This is a genomic window from Peribacillus sp. NPDC097295, from assembly GCF_044761665.1.
In the GTDB taxonomy this organism is placed as follows: domain Bacteria; phylum Bacillota; class Bacilli; order Bacillales; family DSM-1321; genus Peribacillus.
Window position 1 is genome coordinate 551084 of record NZ_JBIWCW010000001.1, and the last position, 17181, is coordinate 568264.

16 protein-coding genes are annotated in these 17181 nt (G+C 37.6%); 1 reads left to right on the top strand and 15 read right to left on the bottom strand.

The window, feature by feature from the left end; all coding sequences use genetic code 11:
- Positions 1-27: 27 nt before the first annotated feature.
- From ACIQXN_RS02790 to ACIQXN_RS02825, 8 genes are all read right to left on the bottom strand, one after another.
- A complete protein-coding gene (locus ACIQXN_RS02790; protein ID WP_402961514.1) occupies positions 28-453 on the bottom strand; it encodes a MaoC family dehydratase in 426 nt (141 codons plus the stop codon).
- 203 nt (positions 454-656) lie between these two features.
- A complete protein-coding gene (locus tag ACIQXN_RS02795; RefSeq protein WP_402961516.1) occupies positions 657-1157 on the bottom strand; it encodes a GNAT family N-acetyltransferase in 501 nt (166 codons plus the stop codon).
- Positions 1158-1421: 264 nt separating this feature from the next.
- The gene (locus tag ACIQXN_RS02800; RefSeq protein ID WP_402961518.1) at positions 1422-1937 is read right to left on the bottom strand and encodes a cupin domain-containing protein; all 516 of its coding nucleotides are present in this window, start codon (positions 1935-1937) and stop codon (positions 1422-1424) included.
- Positions 1938-2004: 67 nt separating this feature from the next.
- Complete coding sequence (locus ACIQXN_RS02805) at positions 2005-2862, bottom strand: DUF6843 domain-containing protein (RefSeq protein ID WP_402961520.1); 858 nt, start codon at positions 2860-2862, stop codon at positions 2005-2007.
- A gap of 80 nt (positions 2863-2942) precedes the next feature.
- On the bottom strand, positions 2943-3821 hold the full coding sequence (locus ACIQXN_RS02810; protein WP_402961522.1) for a zf-HC2 domain-containing protein: 879 nt from the start codon (positions 3819-3821) through the stop codon (positions 2943-2945).
- Positions 3814-4299 (bottom strand): RNA polymerase sigma factor, encoded by a 486-nt coding sequence (locus tag ACIQXN_RS02815; protein ID WP_402961524.1) that lies wholly within the window; start codon positions 4297-4299, stop codon positions 3814-3816. The genes ACIQXN_RS02810 and ACIQXN_RS02815 overlap by 8 nt, the downstream gene beginning before the upstream one ends.
- A 132-nt stretch (positions 4300-4431) precedes the next feature.
- Positions 4432-6849 carry a DEAD/DEAH box helicase family protein gene (locus ACIQXN_RS02820; protein WP_402961526.1) on the bottom strand — a complete coding sequence of 806 codons (2418 nt, stop codon included), beginning with the start codon at positions 6847-6849 and terminating at the stop codon, positions 4432-4434.
- Positions 6842-7168: a pyrophosphohydrolase domain-containing protein gene (locus ACIQXN_RS02825; RefSeq protein ID WP_402961528.1), complete on the bottom strand. Its 327-nt coding sequence runs from the start codon at positions 7166-7168 to the stop codon at positions 6842-6844. The genes ACIQXN_RS02820 and ACIQXN_RS02825 overlap by 8 nt, the downstream gene beginning before the upstream one ends.
- A 123-nt stretch (positions 7169-7291) precedes the next feature.
- Between ACIQXN_RS02825 and ACIQXN_RS02830 the strand changes: the two genes are divergently transcribed.
- On the top strand, positions 7292-7705 hold the full coding sequence (locus ACIQXN_RS02830; RefSeq protein ID WP_402961530.1) for a (deoxy)nucleoside triphosphate pyrophosphohydrolase: 414 nt from the start codon (positions 7292-7294) through the stop codon (positions 7703-7705).
- A 5-nt stretch (positions 7706-7710) separates the two neighbouring features.
- Here ACIQXN_RS02830 and ACIQXN_RS02835 read toward each other — a convergent pair whose 3' ends face one another.
- The 7 genes from ACIQXN_RS02835 to ACIQXN_RS02865 all read right to left on the bottom strand — a co-directional run bounded on the left by ACIQXN_RS02835 (position 7711) and on the right by ACIQXN_RS02865 (position 16846).
- Positions 7711-10521 (bottom strand): DEAD/DEAH box helicase, encoded by a 2811-nt coding sequence (locus ACIQXN_RS02835; protein ID WP_402961532.1) that lies wholly within the window; start codon positions 10519-10521, stop codon positions 7711-7713.
- A 104-nt stretch (positions 10522-10625) separates the two neighbouring features.
- Positions 10626-11195 (bottom strand): competence protein ComK, encoded by a 570-nt coding sequence (locus ACIQXN_RS02840; RefSeq protein WP_402961534.1) that lies wholly within the window; start codon positions 11193-11195, stop codon positions 10626-10628.
- Between the two features lie 160 nt (positions 11196-11355).
- On the bottom strand, positions 11356-12387 hold the full coding sequence (locus tag ACIQXN_RS02845) for a DNA sulfur modification protein DndB (RefSeq protein ID WP_402961536.1): 1032 nt from the start codon (positions 12385-12387) through the stop codon (positions 11356-11358).
- Positions 12374-13483 (bottom strand): DNA sulfur modification protein DndB, encoded by a 1110-nt coding sequence (locus tag ACIQXN_RS02850; RefSeq protein ID WP_402961538.1) that lies wholly within the window; start codon positions 13481-13483, stop codon positions 12374-12376. Before ACIQXN_RS02850 ends, ACIQXN_RS02845 begins: the two co-directional genes overlap by 14 nt.
- A 613-nt stretch (positions 13484-14096) precedes the next feature.
- Complete coding sequence (locus ACIQXN_RS02855; RefSeq protein WP_402961540.1) at positions 14097-14690, bottom strand: GNAT family N-acetyltransferase; 594 nt, start codon at positions 14688-14690, stop codon at positions 14097-14099.
- A gap of 395 nt (positions 14691-15085) precedes the next feature.
- Positions 15086-16072 (bottom strand): hypothetical protein, encoded by a 987-nt coding sequence (locus tag ACIQXN_RS02860; RefSeq protein ID WP_402961542.1) that lies wholly within the window; start codon positions 16070-16072, stop codon positions 15086-15088.
- A gap of 66 nt (positions 16073-16138) precedes the next feature.
- A complete protein-coding gene (locus ACIQXN_RS02865; protein WP_402961544.1) occupies positions 16139-16846 on the bottom strand; it encodes a hypothetical protein in 708 nt (235 codons plus the stop codon).
- Positions 16847-17181: the final 335 nt, after the last annotated feature.

Here is a 17181-nt window from a genome sequence, read left to right on the forward strand (position 1 = left end):
CAATCCTGTCCTATTAGTAACATAACTTCATCGCTTAATCAATACCGACAATTCACCTGTAAATACCTTTTCTTTTTTGTCATTGTAAGTGGATAATAATACAGTAAGAATTCCCGATTCTTCTTTTATCGCTTTTTTATCTAGAACTTCAACAATCGTATATAATTCATCATCTGGATACACGGGTTTTATAAATTTAATATGATTCATCCCAGTTCCAGCAATAACATCCTCTCCATACATACCTTGTTCAATCCAAAGTTTAAACGAAATGCTCATCGTATGTATTCCAGAAGCAATAATTCCATTAAATCTCCCTTGATTCGCTTTTTTCTCATCCAAATGCATATACTGAGGATCAAATTCCCCTGCAAATTTCATAATATCCTCTTGTGTTAATTTCATGGACTTCGTTTCAAACACCTGTCCAATTGTAAACTCATCTAACTTCATACATACACCTCTTATATAGAAATCTTTGCGCTTGTTTATAATAGAAGAACATCACTTACTTAGCAAATGTTTATAAACTTACTTTACTACCCCGTTAGTCTTGTAATCCGGATACATAACAAAAAAGCCAACAGATTTTCTATCGACTTTATTTTTTCTATTAAGCTAAAACTCCTGTTAGTTGAACAATAAAAAAGAACGTATTATTCATTAAATCTACCCATTATTACAGTATTATAATAATTCCCATCCGATAGTAGTTTATCCTTCCTTAAGACTCCCTCATGTTCAAAACCATATTTTTCATAGAGCATGATGGCTTTTTTATTGGTTTCGAGTACGCTCAAAGTAATTTTCTTAATTCCTATTGTATCTGCCCATCTAATCGTTTCCTTTAATAAGTTCGTACCCATGCTATGGCCCCAGAACTCCTTCAATACACACACTCCAAACTCAACTTGATGGGCCTTTCTTTTCAACTGATTACCTTCACACCTGGAGAAACCAACAATCCTTTCGTTTACTTCGCAAACCAAAAAAAGATTATGAGGACTATCTGTATCCCTTTTGATTAATTTTTTAAAACCACCTTCATCTATATATCCTTCCCCCTTTTCTCTATCCATATTTTCTGTTTCACCGTCTATTTGCACCCGTACTTCAGCCAACTTTTTCGCATCGTTCTCTCTTGCTGCCCTAATCATATAGTTTACATCACGAATATGAAATTCTAGTGGATCTACTTTTATTTCAAACTCCTCCTTTCTTAAATGTAACCATCAAAAATTCGAGGAATGCCCCAGTTAGGTATTTGATGACTAACCCCTTCACCAAAAGTTCATGTATTTGCGGTTATACGGAGAGAGGATTAGTTTGTATTGGTTCACTACAAGACCTCTTCATGATCCAAGACGGAAAAAATCCTTGTCCGCATTTTACCAAGACAAGGGTTCTTCTACGAAAAACGATTATTCAGGGATTTCCTCATACGCCAGTTTCATGATTACTTCCTTATGTTGAGGATATTTCGACAATAGCTCTTCTTGGGTGAACAACTCAAAGTCTTGAAACTCAAAACCCGGCGAGACCATGCACCCAACCAATGAGAACGTATCCTCATCCCTGACGGAAGAGCCGAAGATGGAGTTTTTCGGAACCAATACTTGTGGGATTTCCCCATCGTCCAGGTTAATCCCCAGTTTACTTTCTTTATAGTGTCCATTCTCATCAATCACAGAAATCGTCAAAGGACTTCCAGCATGATAATACCATAATTCATCGGATTTCAGACGATGTAGATGGGAGATGTCATTCGAACCTAATAGAAAGTAGATGCTTGTATAAAGCTTTCTCTTCCCTTCAAACTCTACTGATAATTCTTGATCTGAAGTACGTTCCGAGGATTCAAATGTCCGCTTATAAAACCCACCCTCAGGATGTGGTTCCATCCCAAGCTTTGTCACATAATAGTTCGCATCACGCATAACAAATACCTCCAAGGCAATAAGTCCGCTCCATAATAAGAATAGCGTTGATATAATCATATCATATCTAGTCTGTAAGCTTATCCAACCCTTCTTCCTCGATAATCTGGTCTAATGAAATGCCACGTGGCATATCGAGTGGATAATCATTTTCCTCAAACGTATCACCGCATTGTGTCTGTGTAACAAAAAAGTAAGAACTGGAGTATTCATATTCTCCGTTCCCGAAACCTTCCGTACCTCCATAATTGATGCAACTCTCATCAATCTTTTCCCTATGGCCTTCTGTATCTACATAATAATATTGATTATGGATGATGCCTTCGCTTTCAGGAAACGGACTGAGTGTATAGCCTTTATTATTAATTCGATACACATCAAAGCCATCACTTTTCTCAGGTGGCGGCGCATCTTTAATATTGCGCACCACCCTTACTTCACCCTCATACCCTTTTGGAATGAGGAGCAATTCATTGGTCTGCTCTTCAAACAACGAACTCGGGATGGACATGGCCCCCCATGCAGCTAAAGAGAACAGAAGTATGGTAGATAGCGCATTCACGAAGAGCATCTTATTCGCAGGCTTTTGCCCCCTCCCGTTTCCTCTCGCTCTCTGCCATTCTTCTAGTAGGAAGAAAAGCAAAGAGCAGACAACGGCACATGCTCCAATTTCTCCCAATAAGGGAAAGGGTAGAAACCCAAACACCGAATAGATCAACGAAGCCAAAACAAAACGATACGGTCCGGCCTTTTTCGTGACAACATCCGATAAAAACGAAACCGGTATCCCATACACCGCACACCCGATGAAAGCATAGATCAACACGATTATAGAAATCCAGGGCTCCAGAAGAAGAAAGAAACCGCCGAGGATAACGCTGACAACTAGGACAGATTTGATTTTTCTACTGAGGATTTCTTGCATGGTATCCCTCCCTGGGAATGGATCATAAACATAAGTATTTCACTTTCATTCGTAATCTATTGATATGCGCAAACAGCAAATCAATCAATCAATCCATTCAGCTGCCTATTTTGCTCCTTTAGAGATAACCATATAATACCTATAATTGTAAATAAAACAAAGAAAAAGATAGGTAACTGAAAGAAGTCCCAATTAGTAGGTCCATAATATTTTAACTGATGTTGCCTTTCAACAGTACTTTCATAAGAACTCTTATATTCGTATTGAACAACCAAGTCTTCATTCGCCTTCACTACAGTTCCTAAATCATAATCACTTGGGGTAATTTGTTCTTTTCTCTCGATGACCCCCTCGCTTCCAATAACAAGCGTTGCCTTCTGGTAGTCAACTGGATAAATGGCAGTCGGTTTACTTCTTACCGCTTTATTCTCTTGAATCCAATCTTCTATATCTCTTGCTGGGAAAATAGCCAAGTACCTGAGTTTGTCTTCGTACGTATCAAAGAGTTGTAGAAGTTGTTCCTCTTCTTTTTTAGACACCTTATTCGTAGAACCAAGGATATGGAATACATCAGTCATAATCCCTTCTTTTTCTTTATCTACTACATCAAGCTTACTCAATTCTTGGTGATAAGCCTTCACGTCTGCCATCGAACGAGTTAGAAAGAAAATCCCTAACACTAATGTAATCATGGCGAGTAACAGAATATAGGAAGTTAGTTGATTCTGTCTCTTTAAAAATTCTGATAATCTCTTAAATGGCTTCTTCTCTTTCAATCTTTCCATTTGATTTAGCTCCTCGGGAATAGCAACTTCTGATTTCATAGTAACTAGTATATTTCTGCAAGAATCACACGATCCTACATGTTCCTCGACAAACTGTCTGCTCTCTTCACTACAGATATCATCTATGTAAGATGGCAACAAATCTCTTACGATCGCACAGGTATGATTAGTCATTACCTATCTCGCCCCTCTCCTTTAATTTCAGTTTAGCTCGATAAAACGTAACCCTAGCCCAGTTCTCATTCTTAAACAGAATTTCCCCAATTTCTTTGAAACTCAGATCACCTAAAATTCTAAGAAGTAAGACCTCTTTATAAGGATCTTCAAGTAGGTGTATGCTCCGGTATAATGCAATCTTATCCTCCGAATGAATCAATTCAATTTCAGGTGAAGTATGTAAAATATAGTCTTGAACAACATCTCCTTGTTCCTTTTTATTCTTTTCCAGGTACTTATAATAGGAGTGCTTCGCGATCTGGCATAACCAAACGGACATTTTACATTCGCCATTATATCGATCAATCGATTTCACAGCTTGATAGAATGTTTCTTGTGTTAATTCTTCTGCTAAATCGGCATTACGACAAAGACACATGAGATATTTAAAGACGTCTTGTTCATACCTATCATACATTTCATGGAGATCCCCCAAGGCATTTCCCCCTTTCGCTCTATATATCCGAAATTTCTTGAATTCGTTACAAAGAATAATGAAAAAATGTAAATTTCCCTACCAATATCAAAAAAACAGCTGCCAACTTTGTCGACAGCCTGAAACTACTAATTATCTAGCCTTCCGCTCAAAATGATAATGTAGCCGATATTCACATATATCTTTAGTCATATCAAATAAAAGCGACTGATCCTCTGCTGCAATATTGAAATTCAGCTTAAAGATATCATCTTCATACGAAATGAGCCCCTTAGAACTTCCACTCCACTTGGTCATCGGCATCGTTGCTATTAACCTACTAACTCCAGCTTCATCATACTGCCATAGTTTCTTAGAAGAGTTGTCCGCAAAATCGATTTGTTTACGATATTCGGTTTCAGTTAAGTAACCATGGAAGAAAGGAGCCGCTTGCCTAGATGTAATGGGTTTGGACCAATCATTCTGTCCGAGCTCCAACATCGCTAGTAGAACCACCATCTTATAACTCTTCGCCATACCTGTCTTTTCCACTTCCACCAACCATTGTTCATATTTATGAAAAACGGCTGATTCACTTTCTGAAAGCTCTCCCGCCCATTCTAAAAATCTATAATAAGAAGAGAACTCCTGCCGGTACTGCGGAGAGTCAGAGGCCCCTTTTAGATGCAATTCCAAATACGTCGGTCTTCTACCTAATTCCTGCTTTAATACTTGATAATCGCTCAGTAGTTTTTCCCGTCTAGGTTGCTTCTTCCTCGTCATTTCGTTTAAGAGATTGATAACTTGAACATCCAATTCCATTTCACATAATTCAGGAACGACTGGCTCAATGACCTTGTTTTTCTTTTTGCCGCTGAAGTCTTTATCAAACAAACTCAACTTAACATCTGCATTACGATAGTTGCCTATCAAATCAATGATTACGCAATGTTCCTTGGTATTATGGAGCCGTAGCCCCCTGCCAATTTGTTGGGTAAAGACCGTTAAAGATTCAGTCGGTCTTACAAATAAAAGCGTATCTACAGCCGGAATATCGACTCCCTCATTGAAGAGATTAACCGTAAAAATAATATCCAGAGTGCCCTCTGCAAGCTGACTTATAGCGTCATCTCGGTTAAGGCCCGCGGGCTTGGAATGAAGGCTAACCGTTCGATATCCCTTCCTATTAAAATAGGTAGAAAGAAAATCTGCCTGCTTAATTGATGAACAGAAGCCTATTGTTCGCGTTTGCTTTTTGTCTGTCCAAGCCTTCAGTACCTTTTCCGCCATTTCATCTCGTAATTGAAGCTGAAGCAATTCGGCTTCATCATACCGATTCCCAAGCCATGTAATCTGACTATAATCTGTCTCATCATATACCCCATAATACTTAAATGGTGATAGCCAGTTCCGCTCAATCGCCTCCAAGAAATCCAGTCGGAATGCAACATTCCCACCGCAAATCGCATACACATCCTTGTTATCGTTTCGATCCGGTGTGGCGGTTATCCCCAGCATGAATTTCGGCTTAAAGTACTCCAGTACCCGTTGGTAAGAATCAGCCGCTGCATGATGGAATTCATCGACCACAATCAAATCAAACTCTTCAGGATCGAACACTTGGAGATGCCGTTGCATGCTTAATGTGTAAATCGAGGCAAAAGTGGTGTGTCCGTTCGTTTCCTTCACCTTGCCATTATAGATTGAAAACTCCTGATCAGGCATGACAGTCTGGAATGATTTCTTTGCCTGATGCAGGATTTCTTCAAGATGGGCAATAAACAACACCCGTTTAAAGTTACGGGCAAAGAAACCAGCAAGATACGTTTTTCCTAATCCGGTCGCCATCACGACTAGTGCCTTATCATAATCTTCTTCCAGTGTTTTATTCAGTTCCTCAAGCGCCTCGATTTGTGCAAATCGTGGATAGATTTCTCCATACGAAGCCGGTGGATCATGAATGACCTCCGTGGTTGGAATGGGTTCTGTCTCGCTTGGAAGCATTAAATCCATTTCTTCTGTCTCTGTCCATTTTTGTGCAAGATTTGGCGTATGGATATGAAACTTCTCATACCGATCTTCGTACTCCTTCAGTGTTTCTTGATTCAATGGAATCGTCTGGTGGGCATAAAAGGTTTCTAAAAATAGATGCAAGCCTTCAGAAAACACTTCCTCATCATCACTAACAGAAAGACTCCACTCCACCCCATGACTTAAAGCCGACCTTGATAGATTGGAAGAACCAACAAACAAGCAATCCTGCTTCTCCGTTTGGAAAAGGTAGGCTTTTGGATGAAAGGACACGCCATTACTCTTCCACAGCCTGACCTCAATCCGAGGATCAATCTCTAAAAACATTCGCAATGCTTCTGGCTGCGTCACAAATAAATAATCCCCTGTACATACCTTAATCTCTGCCCCTCGTTCAGCTGCCATTTTCAAGGCCTCTCTCAGATACTGAACACCGGACTTCATGACAAAGGAAGTCAAAATACATATCGAAGAGGCAGACTGAATCTGTTCCAATAAGTGTGTGCCAAGTTGACGGGTGATTAACTGAACCTTACTCATCTTCAACCTCAATCAGATAAATCTTCTCCTTAAAACCACCACGTTTAGCAGCCTTACTTCTCCGCACTTCTTCCACTTCTTCAATAGAAGATCCATGATACTCAGCTAATGCATGCATGATTTCCAACACATCTGCCAATTCCTCAATCGCATCTTCTTTATTATCCGTCTCTACATATTCCTGAAGCTCCTCAAAGCTTTTCTTTTTCAATTCATCTATATATTCTTTATCGCTTAATAGTCGGGTTGAATATTTCTTACCGGTGGCTTCGATTATTTCTGGGATGCGATCACGGACTAGTTTGTTGTGGACTGGCATAAAATTGCCTCCTTCTAGGTTTATATCTTGATTATAGCAAAAGAACTTGTTTATTTTTGTCATTTTCACACAGACTCATAATCATGATATTATTTAAACATAGCTAAACCTTAGGAGGAGACCATGAAGAAGCTAGTGAAAGTAGTTGCAGCCATTATCGAAAACGAGAAAAATGAAATACTATGTGCGTTACGCTCTCCAGACATGAGCATCCCGAATATGTGGGAGTTTCCTGGTGGAAAAGTAGAAAAAGGTGAAGACGTTTTTTCTGCTTTAATAAGAGAGATTGATGAAGAATTGCAGTGTAAAGTTGAAACAGAAGGGGCGGTATTTAATGATAATACGCATGAATACGAAACCTTCATTATCAACTTATTATCAATAAAATGTAAAATCATTGAAGGTACCCCAACCGCAAGTGAACATTCCAAGTTTATCTGGTTAAAGCGAGAAAATTTAAACTCGCTAAAATGGGCACCCGCTGATATTCCAGCAGTTGAACAACTGATGAACGAAAAAAGTAGTCTTCTCAAATGAGAAGACTACACTCTTTTCGTGAATTCCGTATATAAACTTGCAGGAATTTCATTTTCCAATTCCATTTTAACGGTTATCGGCTTTTCTCCTTCATACTCTACGGTATTACCCTTGCCTATATAAATATAAGGTTCTACCTTCCCGTCTATTTCTTTATACTTTCTCACAAATAGGTGTAGATGAACTCCTCTGTCCTGGTTGAATACGATATTTTTTCCTCTATCAGAGCTTGGAGCTGTACTATTTGGAGTCTGCCATTGGAAATATCGCTCATTTATAAATTCATCATGATAGTTAATACTTTCTTTAATGTCGTCTTCCTTATGCAAATCAATAAATAAGAAATACTCATTCCCATTCGCAAGCAACCCTGATCCCCTAAAGGCACTATGGCTTTTACGATAATTTGAAAGAAGGGCGACATCCCCCATTTGGTATTGTTCATATAATTTCAAATGTGGCACACCATAGTACTCTTCCTTAAACTCTTTCTCGTATCTAAAAACCCCGTATATAATGAGATCTTCGATATATTTTCTATACTCTTCATTCTGAAGAACTGTTTCATATACAGGTGTCTTCGATAATAAACTATCCTGAAGTGTAAACAGTTTAAGATTTCTTTTCTTCTGACCAGGATCATAGAAATTCTGATTTAGACATTCTAAGGCGTGCAACACACTATCTTCATCCACTTCTTTAACCCACTTCAATATCTCATGTTTTGCGGTTTCTAAAGAGATCACATCATGATCTAATAAGTATTTAGCAATCACAAATTCGTATACCCTCTTAAGTGGCAACTTACTTGATAATTCTTTTAATGCTCCTTCAAATGCTTCATCTACTAATAAACTTTTTAAGTGATCATTTTTCTCTACTTTTGCAACGAATTGCAAATACGTTTTATCACGATTAATAAATTTAATAGGATCAGGAGCACCGTCGAATTTCATATAGTCCATTAAAAGCAATGGGATTTTCCCTTGATTCATCTTCTTAAATTCATAATACTCTTCCTTCAAGTATTTCAAAGAGTTAAAGTTCTCTTTATCAATTTGAGATAGAATTCGTTCTTCGGATATTTTATCCATTTGAATATGTGTACAACCTGGTATATTGGCAAAGCCAGTCGCGATTGCCACCTTCAAACTTTCTTTATCATAATAACGAGTCCCATTTAAAGCGATCGCAATCAAAAATGTTTTACTATGATTTCCGATAAAATCAAGAACGGTAAGGAAACTTTTATCTTTGTGCTTACGAAGACCACGGCCCAACTGCTGGATAAAAACAATCGGTGAATTAGTAGGCCTAAGCATCAACACCGTGTTAACAGAGGGAATATCTACACCTTCATTAAAGATATCGACCGTAAAGATAAACTCTAACTCATCCGCATCATCTTCTAGCTTATTCATATAATAAGCTCTCCGCTCGACTGAATCCTCTCCAGATAAACAGATACTATGATAGCCTCTATTATTAAACTCTTGGGCCATATATTGAGCGTGTTCAATCGTTACACAAAAGCCAAGACCTTTTCTTTTATCGCCGTCATGTCCATAGAAGTTCATATTCTTAATAATAAAGTCTACTCGCTCGTTAACCTTTAATCTCTTTGTTATCTCCGCTACATCGTCTATATCAACATCACTTAAATCGATACCTTCAATGTCGGTAATACCAAAATAATGAAAAGGAATAACAAGCTCGTCTTCTAAGGCTTCATGTAGTCGAACTTCTAAAGCTACGTTATTATCAAATAAATCAAAAACATTTTGCTGATCACTTCGTTCAGGTGTGGCTGTCATTCCTAAAGTAAATTGCGGTTTAAAGTAGTCCAACACTGCTTGATAACTTGGGCTTGTAGCATGGTGGGCTTCATCAAAAATTATATAATCAAATGTATCTCGTTCGAATTCCCCGAAGTATTTAGACATGGTTTGTATGGTTGAGAAAATATAATCCTTATCCTTTTGCTTATGGTTCCCTGTTAGTAATCCAAATGATCGTTTTTCATTAGGAAGAAGCTTTTCAAAGGTCTCTTTTGCCTTTTTTAATATTTCTTCTCTATGTACAATAAATAATAACCTTTTAGGTTTAACAGCCTTTACATCAAAAGCCGACATATATGTTTTACCTGTACCTGTTGCGGCGATCACCAGCGCTTTATTTTCCCCAATTGACCTAATTCTTTCAAGGTTTTCTACCGCTTGCCTCTGCATCTTATTCGGGACAATATATTCGGAGCTTTCATAAATAAATTGCTGTGTATTTGTATAACCACTTAATTTATTTAAGAACTCTTCATATTTACTAATAAAGGCGTCATCCGCTTTAACACTACTATTCCACAAGCTATCATATTCTTTTAAAACATCTTTAAGGAACTGTGCGTCCTCTTTAGCAATGATCTCTACATTCCATTCAATATTACTTTTGAGAGCACTCTGTGTAATATTTGAAGAACCAATAATCACTTTATACGAGTCCTTAAATTCAAAAATATAAGCCTTCGTATGGAAACCAACCGATTTTTCTGATTCAAAAACTTTTAAATCGATATGATTAAATTCATTTATTTTCTTAAGTGCCTTAGCTTCGGTGAAATTCAGATAAGTAGAAGTAATAATCTTCCCCTCTACGCCTCTTTTGCCTGCTTCCTTAAAGGTATCCAATAAAAGCTGCAGCCCACTATAATTAATAAAGGCAACACTGAAATAAAACCGTTCACATTCGTTTATAGATAGGATTAATTCATTTAATAGATTACCCTTTTCTGAATTAACGATTAATTTTTTCTCTATATTCATCACGCACTCCCTGACTACACAATATCTTACATGTCTGTAAAGTTAATGATAGCATATAATCCAAAAGAAAAAACAGCCAACCCAAAGGTCGACTGCTCTCCAATTTATTCTTTTTTTTCTTCCTTTTCCCTCACTCTATAATTAAGATCACCAGGCTCCTTACATAATGTAAATCCACTTTCCGGTTCATATAAAAACTTCTTAATCCCTTCCCAGCGTGCCACGAAGGTTGTGTGCAGGAAGGCTGATTGGTTTTTCTTGAGATCGATATGGTTGAGGCTCATGGGGACGGGTATACGATGCCCATTGCTTGTTATGACCATGGTTTCTTTTTTACTGATGGGTGATAATTTATGGATGTGTTTATAGGCTAACCAGATGCCTCCGCTTTTCCTGAAGGAGTTGGAGGAGAACCAGACCATTCCGAGTTCTGCGTTGATGCAGACTGGCACCATGTATTTTCCTCCAAGTACGGTTTTAGCTCCTTTGAGGGCTCCTTCCAGATCAAAGCCCAAGTGGATGAAGGTGTTGTTTAAGATAGCAAAGGGCGTTTCGTTCACTAGGAACATCTCTTTTCCTTCTATTACTCTCGTCATTTCTTCTCCGTTATGTTGGTATTCCCCTACCATTGCTTCTGTGTTCTGGTTGATTATATAGCTGGTTCGTATACTCATCTCATTGGCCTCCTATTTTGTTTTTTCTATAATAGGAGTATACTGGACATAGAGTCAGGTATACTCCTGATCGCAAGCCCTTAGGTGACGGTCCTCCAGACTTTCTCGCCTAAGGGTTTTTCCTGTTTGTACACATCACATTGCACTCACCTCCTTCCCTCTACGTTTGGTATAGCCATCTAACTAAATCTTGAATGTTCTTTTTGTCGTTGGTGATATGAAAGAGCAGTGGTCTCCCTTTGTAGGTACCCTTGAACTCTTTCCAATCTGGATTGGATGGACTCCAGTCCACTTCTTTTAAATGGGCCATTCTGGTTGTGATTCGTTCTTTTCTTTGTTCAAAACGCTGATTTTCCATTTTGTCATTGGCGTAAAGTGCGACAGACACGAAAACGGGATAGCTTGCGAGCATGCTTTGAGTGTAGTCCCCCATCGACTCCGCTGGATATAGTTTAAATAGTTCGTTGAGCCATAGATGAATGAGTGCTATATACTCACTGTTTGTTAGTGGACTGGATGAGACTTTTTCTTCTATATTCACATAGAGCTTTCCGGTCATGAATATCCCGATTATTTGCCTAAGTTGGGATAGAGATAGCAGTTTTTTGTTGGCTGGTCGGTTGATGGAGCGCTTTTCAAGTTCTACCCCGGCCGTTTTTAACAATGGATGGGTATGTAGCACCTGATTGGTAATGACGTTTAAATTGTTACGTGAGTCGAAGGATATTCGTTTCGATAGGGCCACTTTCTTGCCTTTTAGATTTAGGTCCAAGTAGAGTTGAGATTCTTCCGTTTCCGTTAGGTTTTCGAAGATCTGGATGGCCACTTGAGAATCCTTCATAAAGGAATCAAGCTTATAGGCCTGTTTCATTTTTTCCTCATCCCTCTTTAAGGCGTTAAGGATCGTGTCCTCTAATTGCATAAAGGCAGCTACTCGTTGTGATCCGTCAATAATATTCAATTGGATCGTTTCCGGTTGGTGTAGAGAGCCTTCTTTCAAAGAACCTACAAGGGGAGGCAAGTAGATATTTTCCGTTAGGGCATTTTCGAGAATGTAGTTTTTAATAGACCGAACCCGTACTTGGTTGATTTCACGAATGGAGATTTGCTGATTATGAAACATGTTAATTAATTCGTTTATCGAAAGGGAGGTCATGGTCCTTCTTTTTCTATCCAGTTCACTTAGTATCAAGCATCTGCACTCCTTCTTGTTCTTCTATTTTCCGCTTGAATCCCAAGGCCGTTCTTTGCATGGCATTTGTCGTGGAATGATTGATGATTCTTTTTTTAACCGGATCGTACATATGGGCATATAAGGGATCGTCATGCTTCCAAGAACAGGCGACCTTTAACAGCAACAGTTGGTTGATCGCTTCTTCATACGATACGTCGTAATGCTTGTGGATCTGATAGACCGTTTGGGCAAGGGCGATCTGGATACCTGTGTACCCTGCTGTGAACTTCTTTCGATCGGTCATTTTCTTCGGGAAAATGTCGAGCCATGATTCGAAAAACATCTTGGCAACGCTTACAACCTGCTCTCTCGTGAGCTCCCCGTAGTTCACTTTATTGTCATTGGAAGTTAAACTTCCTTCCAATAAGGCGATGAGGCAGCGGCGCATAACCGTTAAAGAAGTCAAAGCCGAGTTGTTGACCGTAATCCGGGAAAGCTTCGATTCAATTTCCATCACGTTTTCTAGTTGCCTGGCGATCAACCGTGTTAGCTCAGCGTACTCATCTCGTTGGTCGTATTGCATCACTAAGCCGACGTGCGGCTCTTTCCGCTTGGTGTTGATATCGTTGAATAGCTGCTTCTCATCCTTCGTTTCTAAGTCTAGATAGATCTGGATCGAGACTGGGTACGTTTTTAACTTATCAATCAGACTTTGCAGTTGCTCGGCTTCTTTGAAATTCCCAATCTCTTCTTCCGTCTCCTTGCGTGCCCTTAAATGGCTGACCGCCGATAACAGAGCATATGTTCGGTGCTGCCCGTCCAAAATATAGATCTTGCAGCCTGCTGGCAACTCTCCGCCCTCCGGAACTTCCCGGATATTCCCCCTGCTTGAAAAGATGAACGGTGAAAAGTAAAAATCCCCTTCCGCAACGGATTCGATGATGAACTCCCTGATCTCCGACCGCCGTTTAAGGTCCAGCTTCCTTTGAACCGCATCATCGACTTCGAATATGGCTTCCAGTGTTGAGAACTGGATTTGTGAGATTAAGATTTTCTTCCCAAATTGAGTAAACGTCTTACCTGGGATCGTCACTTTCATTTCTTGATATGTCATATCATCACCCCTTTGGATATTATCCTATTTTATGTAATATTTGTAAAACTCCTCTCATTCAGCATTCCTTCAAAACACTCATTCTTTTTGATTCTGATACATGTCCATTTGGCTTACTATTTACAAAAAGGAATGAACAGGGTAAACTATTTAGTTTCCTGAATAAATGCTTCACTTTTCCTAGTTATTTCGCTTCTAAGTTGTGACGTTTACTAGAACATATCGTTTTAAACTCCTCAAACATGACAAATTCATGAACCTTCACACATCACGCTAAAAAAAATTCTAGATGCATGGAAACTTTTCATTTTCACGATAAAAAAAAGCAACCCTAATGGCCGCTTTCCAACTTTCGTATATCTCGTTCCTCGTTCGTGTTGTTGCGTTAGTCTTCGTCATCTCACACGGTTAAGCCGCTTAAGAACGTATTCATAATTCTATCTATCCATCTTCTACGGTTTTTATTAAGCGTTCAGAGAGGTTTTCGATATGTTCTTCCATTGTATATAACTGCTCTATTTTAAATTATCCCCACCTCAAATTACGTTCAAAAGGCCACCAATTGGCAGCCTACTTATGACAAAGAACAAAATGAATAGAGGAATGAATAAATTCAGATGTCTTTTAACTTTTTCTCATAACAATTACATTCGTATACTCTTTTAAATCTTTTCTTTATTTGTTCCTTTTCTTCTCCAATGTAATGAGCAAAAGCTTGAACGGGTAATAGGTCAGGTAACTCACTCTTAATTGCACCTTTTAGTTCACTATTGCCATCAATAAACACTTGTAAGTATGATTCTACGTTCATAAATCCACTATTAACATACCATTTATTCACCCACTCATCATCTCGTGTCCAAGCTTCAAAACGATTTAGCCCTTTCATTTTAGCTATTTTTTCTGCTACTTTTAAAAGTTGCGTACCAATCCCATTTCTCCTGAAATCAGGATGAACGGCAATATGCCATATCATTCCTCCGAGACCAGTCCCCCTAGAACAAACTGTTCTCTCCCTCACTTCATATTCAATATCCAATAAGCCTACTATTTGATCGTTCTCAACAGCTACTAATTCTATCGCGGGATTTTCGTATACTTCTTTTTTCGGAAATACATTGTCGAAGTAGGCACTGTCTAAAAAAGATAGCACTCTACATCTAACCCATCCTATTTCATCTTCAGCTCGATATTCTCTAATTTCCATGCATTTAGCTCCTTAAATTTGTACGAGAATTTTTAAATAAAAAAATAAAGACCTCCGCAAGTATGGAAATCTTATTGCAAACATGAACAATCTATTTTCTGCAATTTAGGGGATGATAGAACAGTCACAACTTCACTTTTCTGTATAAATTTTGATTTAGTCATATACATCCCCTCACAACACGAATTATTTTTTATTCCAAATTATATTGAAATTTACTACGAATGTAAATCTCTTAAATCACTGACCTGTACCGATAGATAGTTGAACCATTTCAAGAATTGAACGTATGATTATTGTAAGAAATAAATTAATTATTAAGTATTTATCAATTTGCTAAATGAGGAAATAAACTAATGTTGCCAGAGCTGACCAATGCATGCGGGACCTTATAATCAAACCAGAGAGGGAATTCTTTTCTCTGCTTTTAAATGTTCTCTTACTATATTAGTCAAATCTTCTAATCCGGTTAGTTGCAAGCTGCTTGAAAAATCATTAAAAAACATAGTAAGGATAATTTTCAAAGTCCTATTTGGTAGTTGAATATTTGCTTCATAGTAACGTTTCCCGTTGGAAAACGTTTGCTTAGTAAATACAGGGTTATACTCATTAAAGACAGTCTTTATTGCCTTCATTTTGTCTTCAGGTGCTCCTATACCAAGCATAATAGGAAAATCAAAAGTCTCTATAACTTTTCTTAACAACAGTATTCTTTTGTACAACATCTTTAGATAAATATCTTCTTTGAAAATATCGGTTGTTATTTCACCACTTAACAATTTCTCGATTCGTTTTTGGTAATTGGATTTAAGATTGAATGCTTTGATATATTGTTTTTGATCTAATCCTTCAAATGGCCATACCTTTTCATCAAAGCGAGGAAGCGGTCTCCAATCTATTAGTGCCGCCTTAACTTTATGATTATTTTCATACAGTCCTTCTCTAACATAATCATTTATTGTATCCCACAATCCTTTATATTCTGGGGTACTAGTGTAATAATTGCGACGTTCAAACCAAGGATTTTCTGGTTGCTCTAATGCTAAAAGCATCCTAGAAGTAAAGGTTAAAAAAGGACCCCTATATCTTTTTTCATTCTTTTCATCCAAGTCTTGTCCTTGTTGCAATAGTAACCGTTTAGTTGCCTCTTTAAGTTGTTTTGTTCCTTCAACACCTGTTTCGTCCCAATATCCATCTTCCCAATTGTTTGAATTGATCCATGTCTCCTGATTTTTCCCATACACTTCACACCTTGCTATGGCGGCTTCCTTAGGTAAACCTCCTAATCCTTCTTCATTTCCCCAAAAGACCACATCGGCCTCTTTAAAATAGCCATACCCAAACCAAGCTAACAATTTATTAATTTGTTGATGATTTATCATACTTAATAACTCCTTCTAAAAACTTTCTTCTGTTTTCTCTGCTTAAGCGGAATAAAAGAAATGTACTTATGTTGATGATATTTTTTTAACTTTCTTTTTGGTGAAAAAAACATCTAAATAACCAACAATATTGGTTTTATTCTCTTTTATCCCAATTCCTGCAGCTAATTCAGTGGCCCTTAGAATTCGGCCATCTTTGGTTGTAAGGTTTTTAAAATATTCATCTTTTTCTAATAAATTATAAAACTTTTGTATTTTTATCTTTTTTTCTTTTTCTCTATATTCCTCTATTTCATTTAATAACTCTTGCTCTCTTTCCATTTTACGAAAATACATTTCGTCTAAATATTCCCTAGTGAGATTACTTAGTGCACTCTCTCCATCCTCTTCAATCTGCTCTACTAAGTCACTTTCCACAGCGACACTGAGAAGGATGCCATTATGAAATGTGAAGAAATTTGCAGTGATTAAATTTCCAATATTTCTTTTTACTAATTGGTTATATTCAATTGCATTTTTTTTGAAATTTTCAGCTTTAATTCCATAATCATCTTCAGTTATCCATTCAAGCTCTATTAAAGCATCTTCAGTAACGTTAGATGAGTAATAAAAAACATTTTTAATATTATTAAAAGTCAAATACTCAACAAATTCCCTTAAATCATTATCACCACTAAATAAAATTTCTTTACTGCTATATGTACTGTCAGCGGCAGAAAATAACTTAATATTTTCCTCTTCAAATATTTTCTTAATTTCTAATAACGTTTTCATTTTGCTGCCCTCCTTAATTGTAAATATGTAAATAATTTCATATTACCATATAACTATACTTTCAACTTGTATTAATTAGGAAGTCTATGGGGAAGAGCCGAAGTGGTTACTATCATTGGCTATAGGCTGCACTTAAGGCAGACAAAAACTTTGTATGAATTTATTACCAATTATAGAGGAACGCATGTCTTTTACCAACAAAACAGGCTTTTGTACTTGTAACGTTATACGGAACATTAGCTTGCATTCTATTGTGATTGAAAGGACATACGATGCTTCATCTGGAATATGTAAGTAAAGCCTGAACAGAGCATTATATTAGTAAAGGGTAGAGG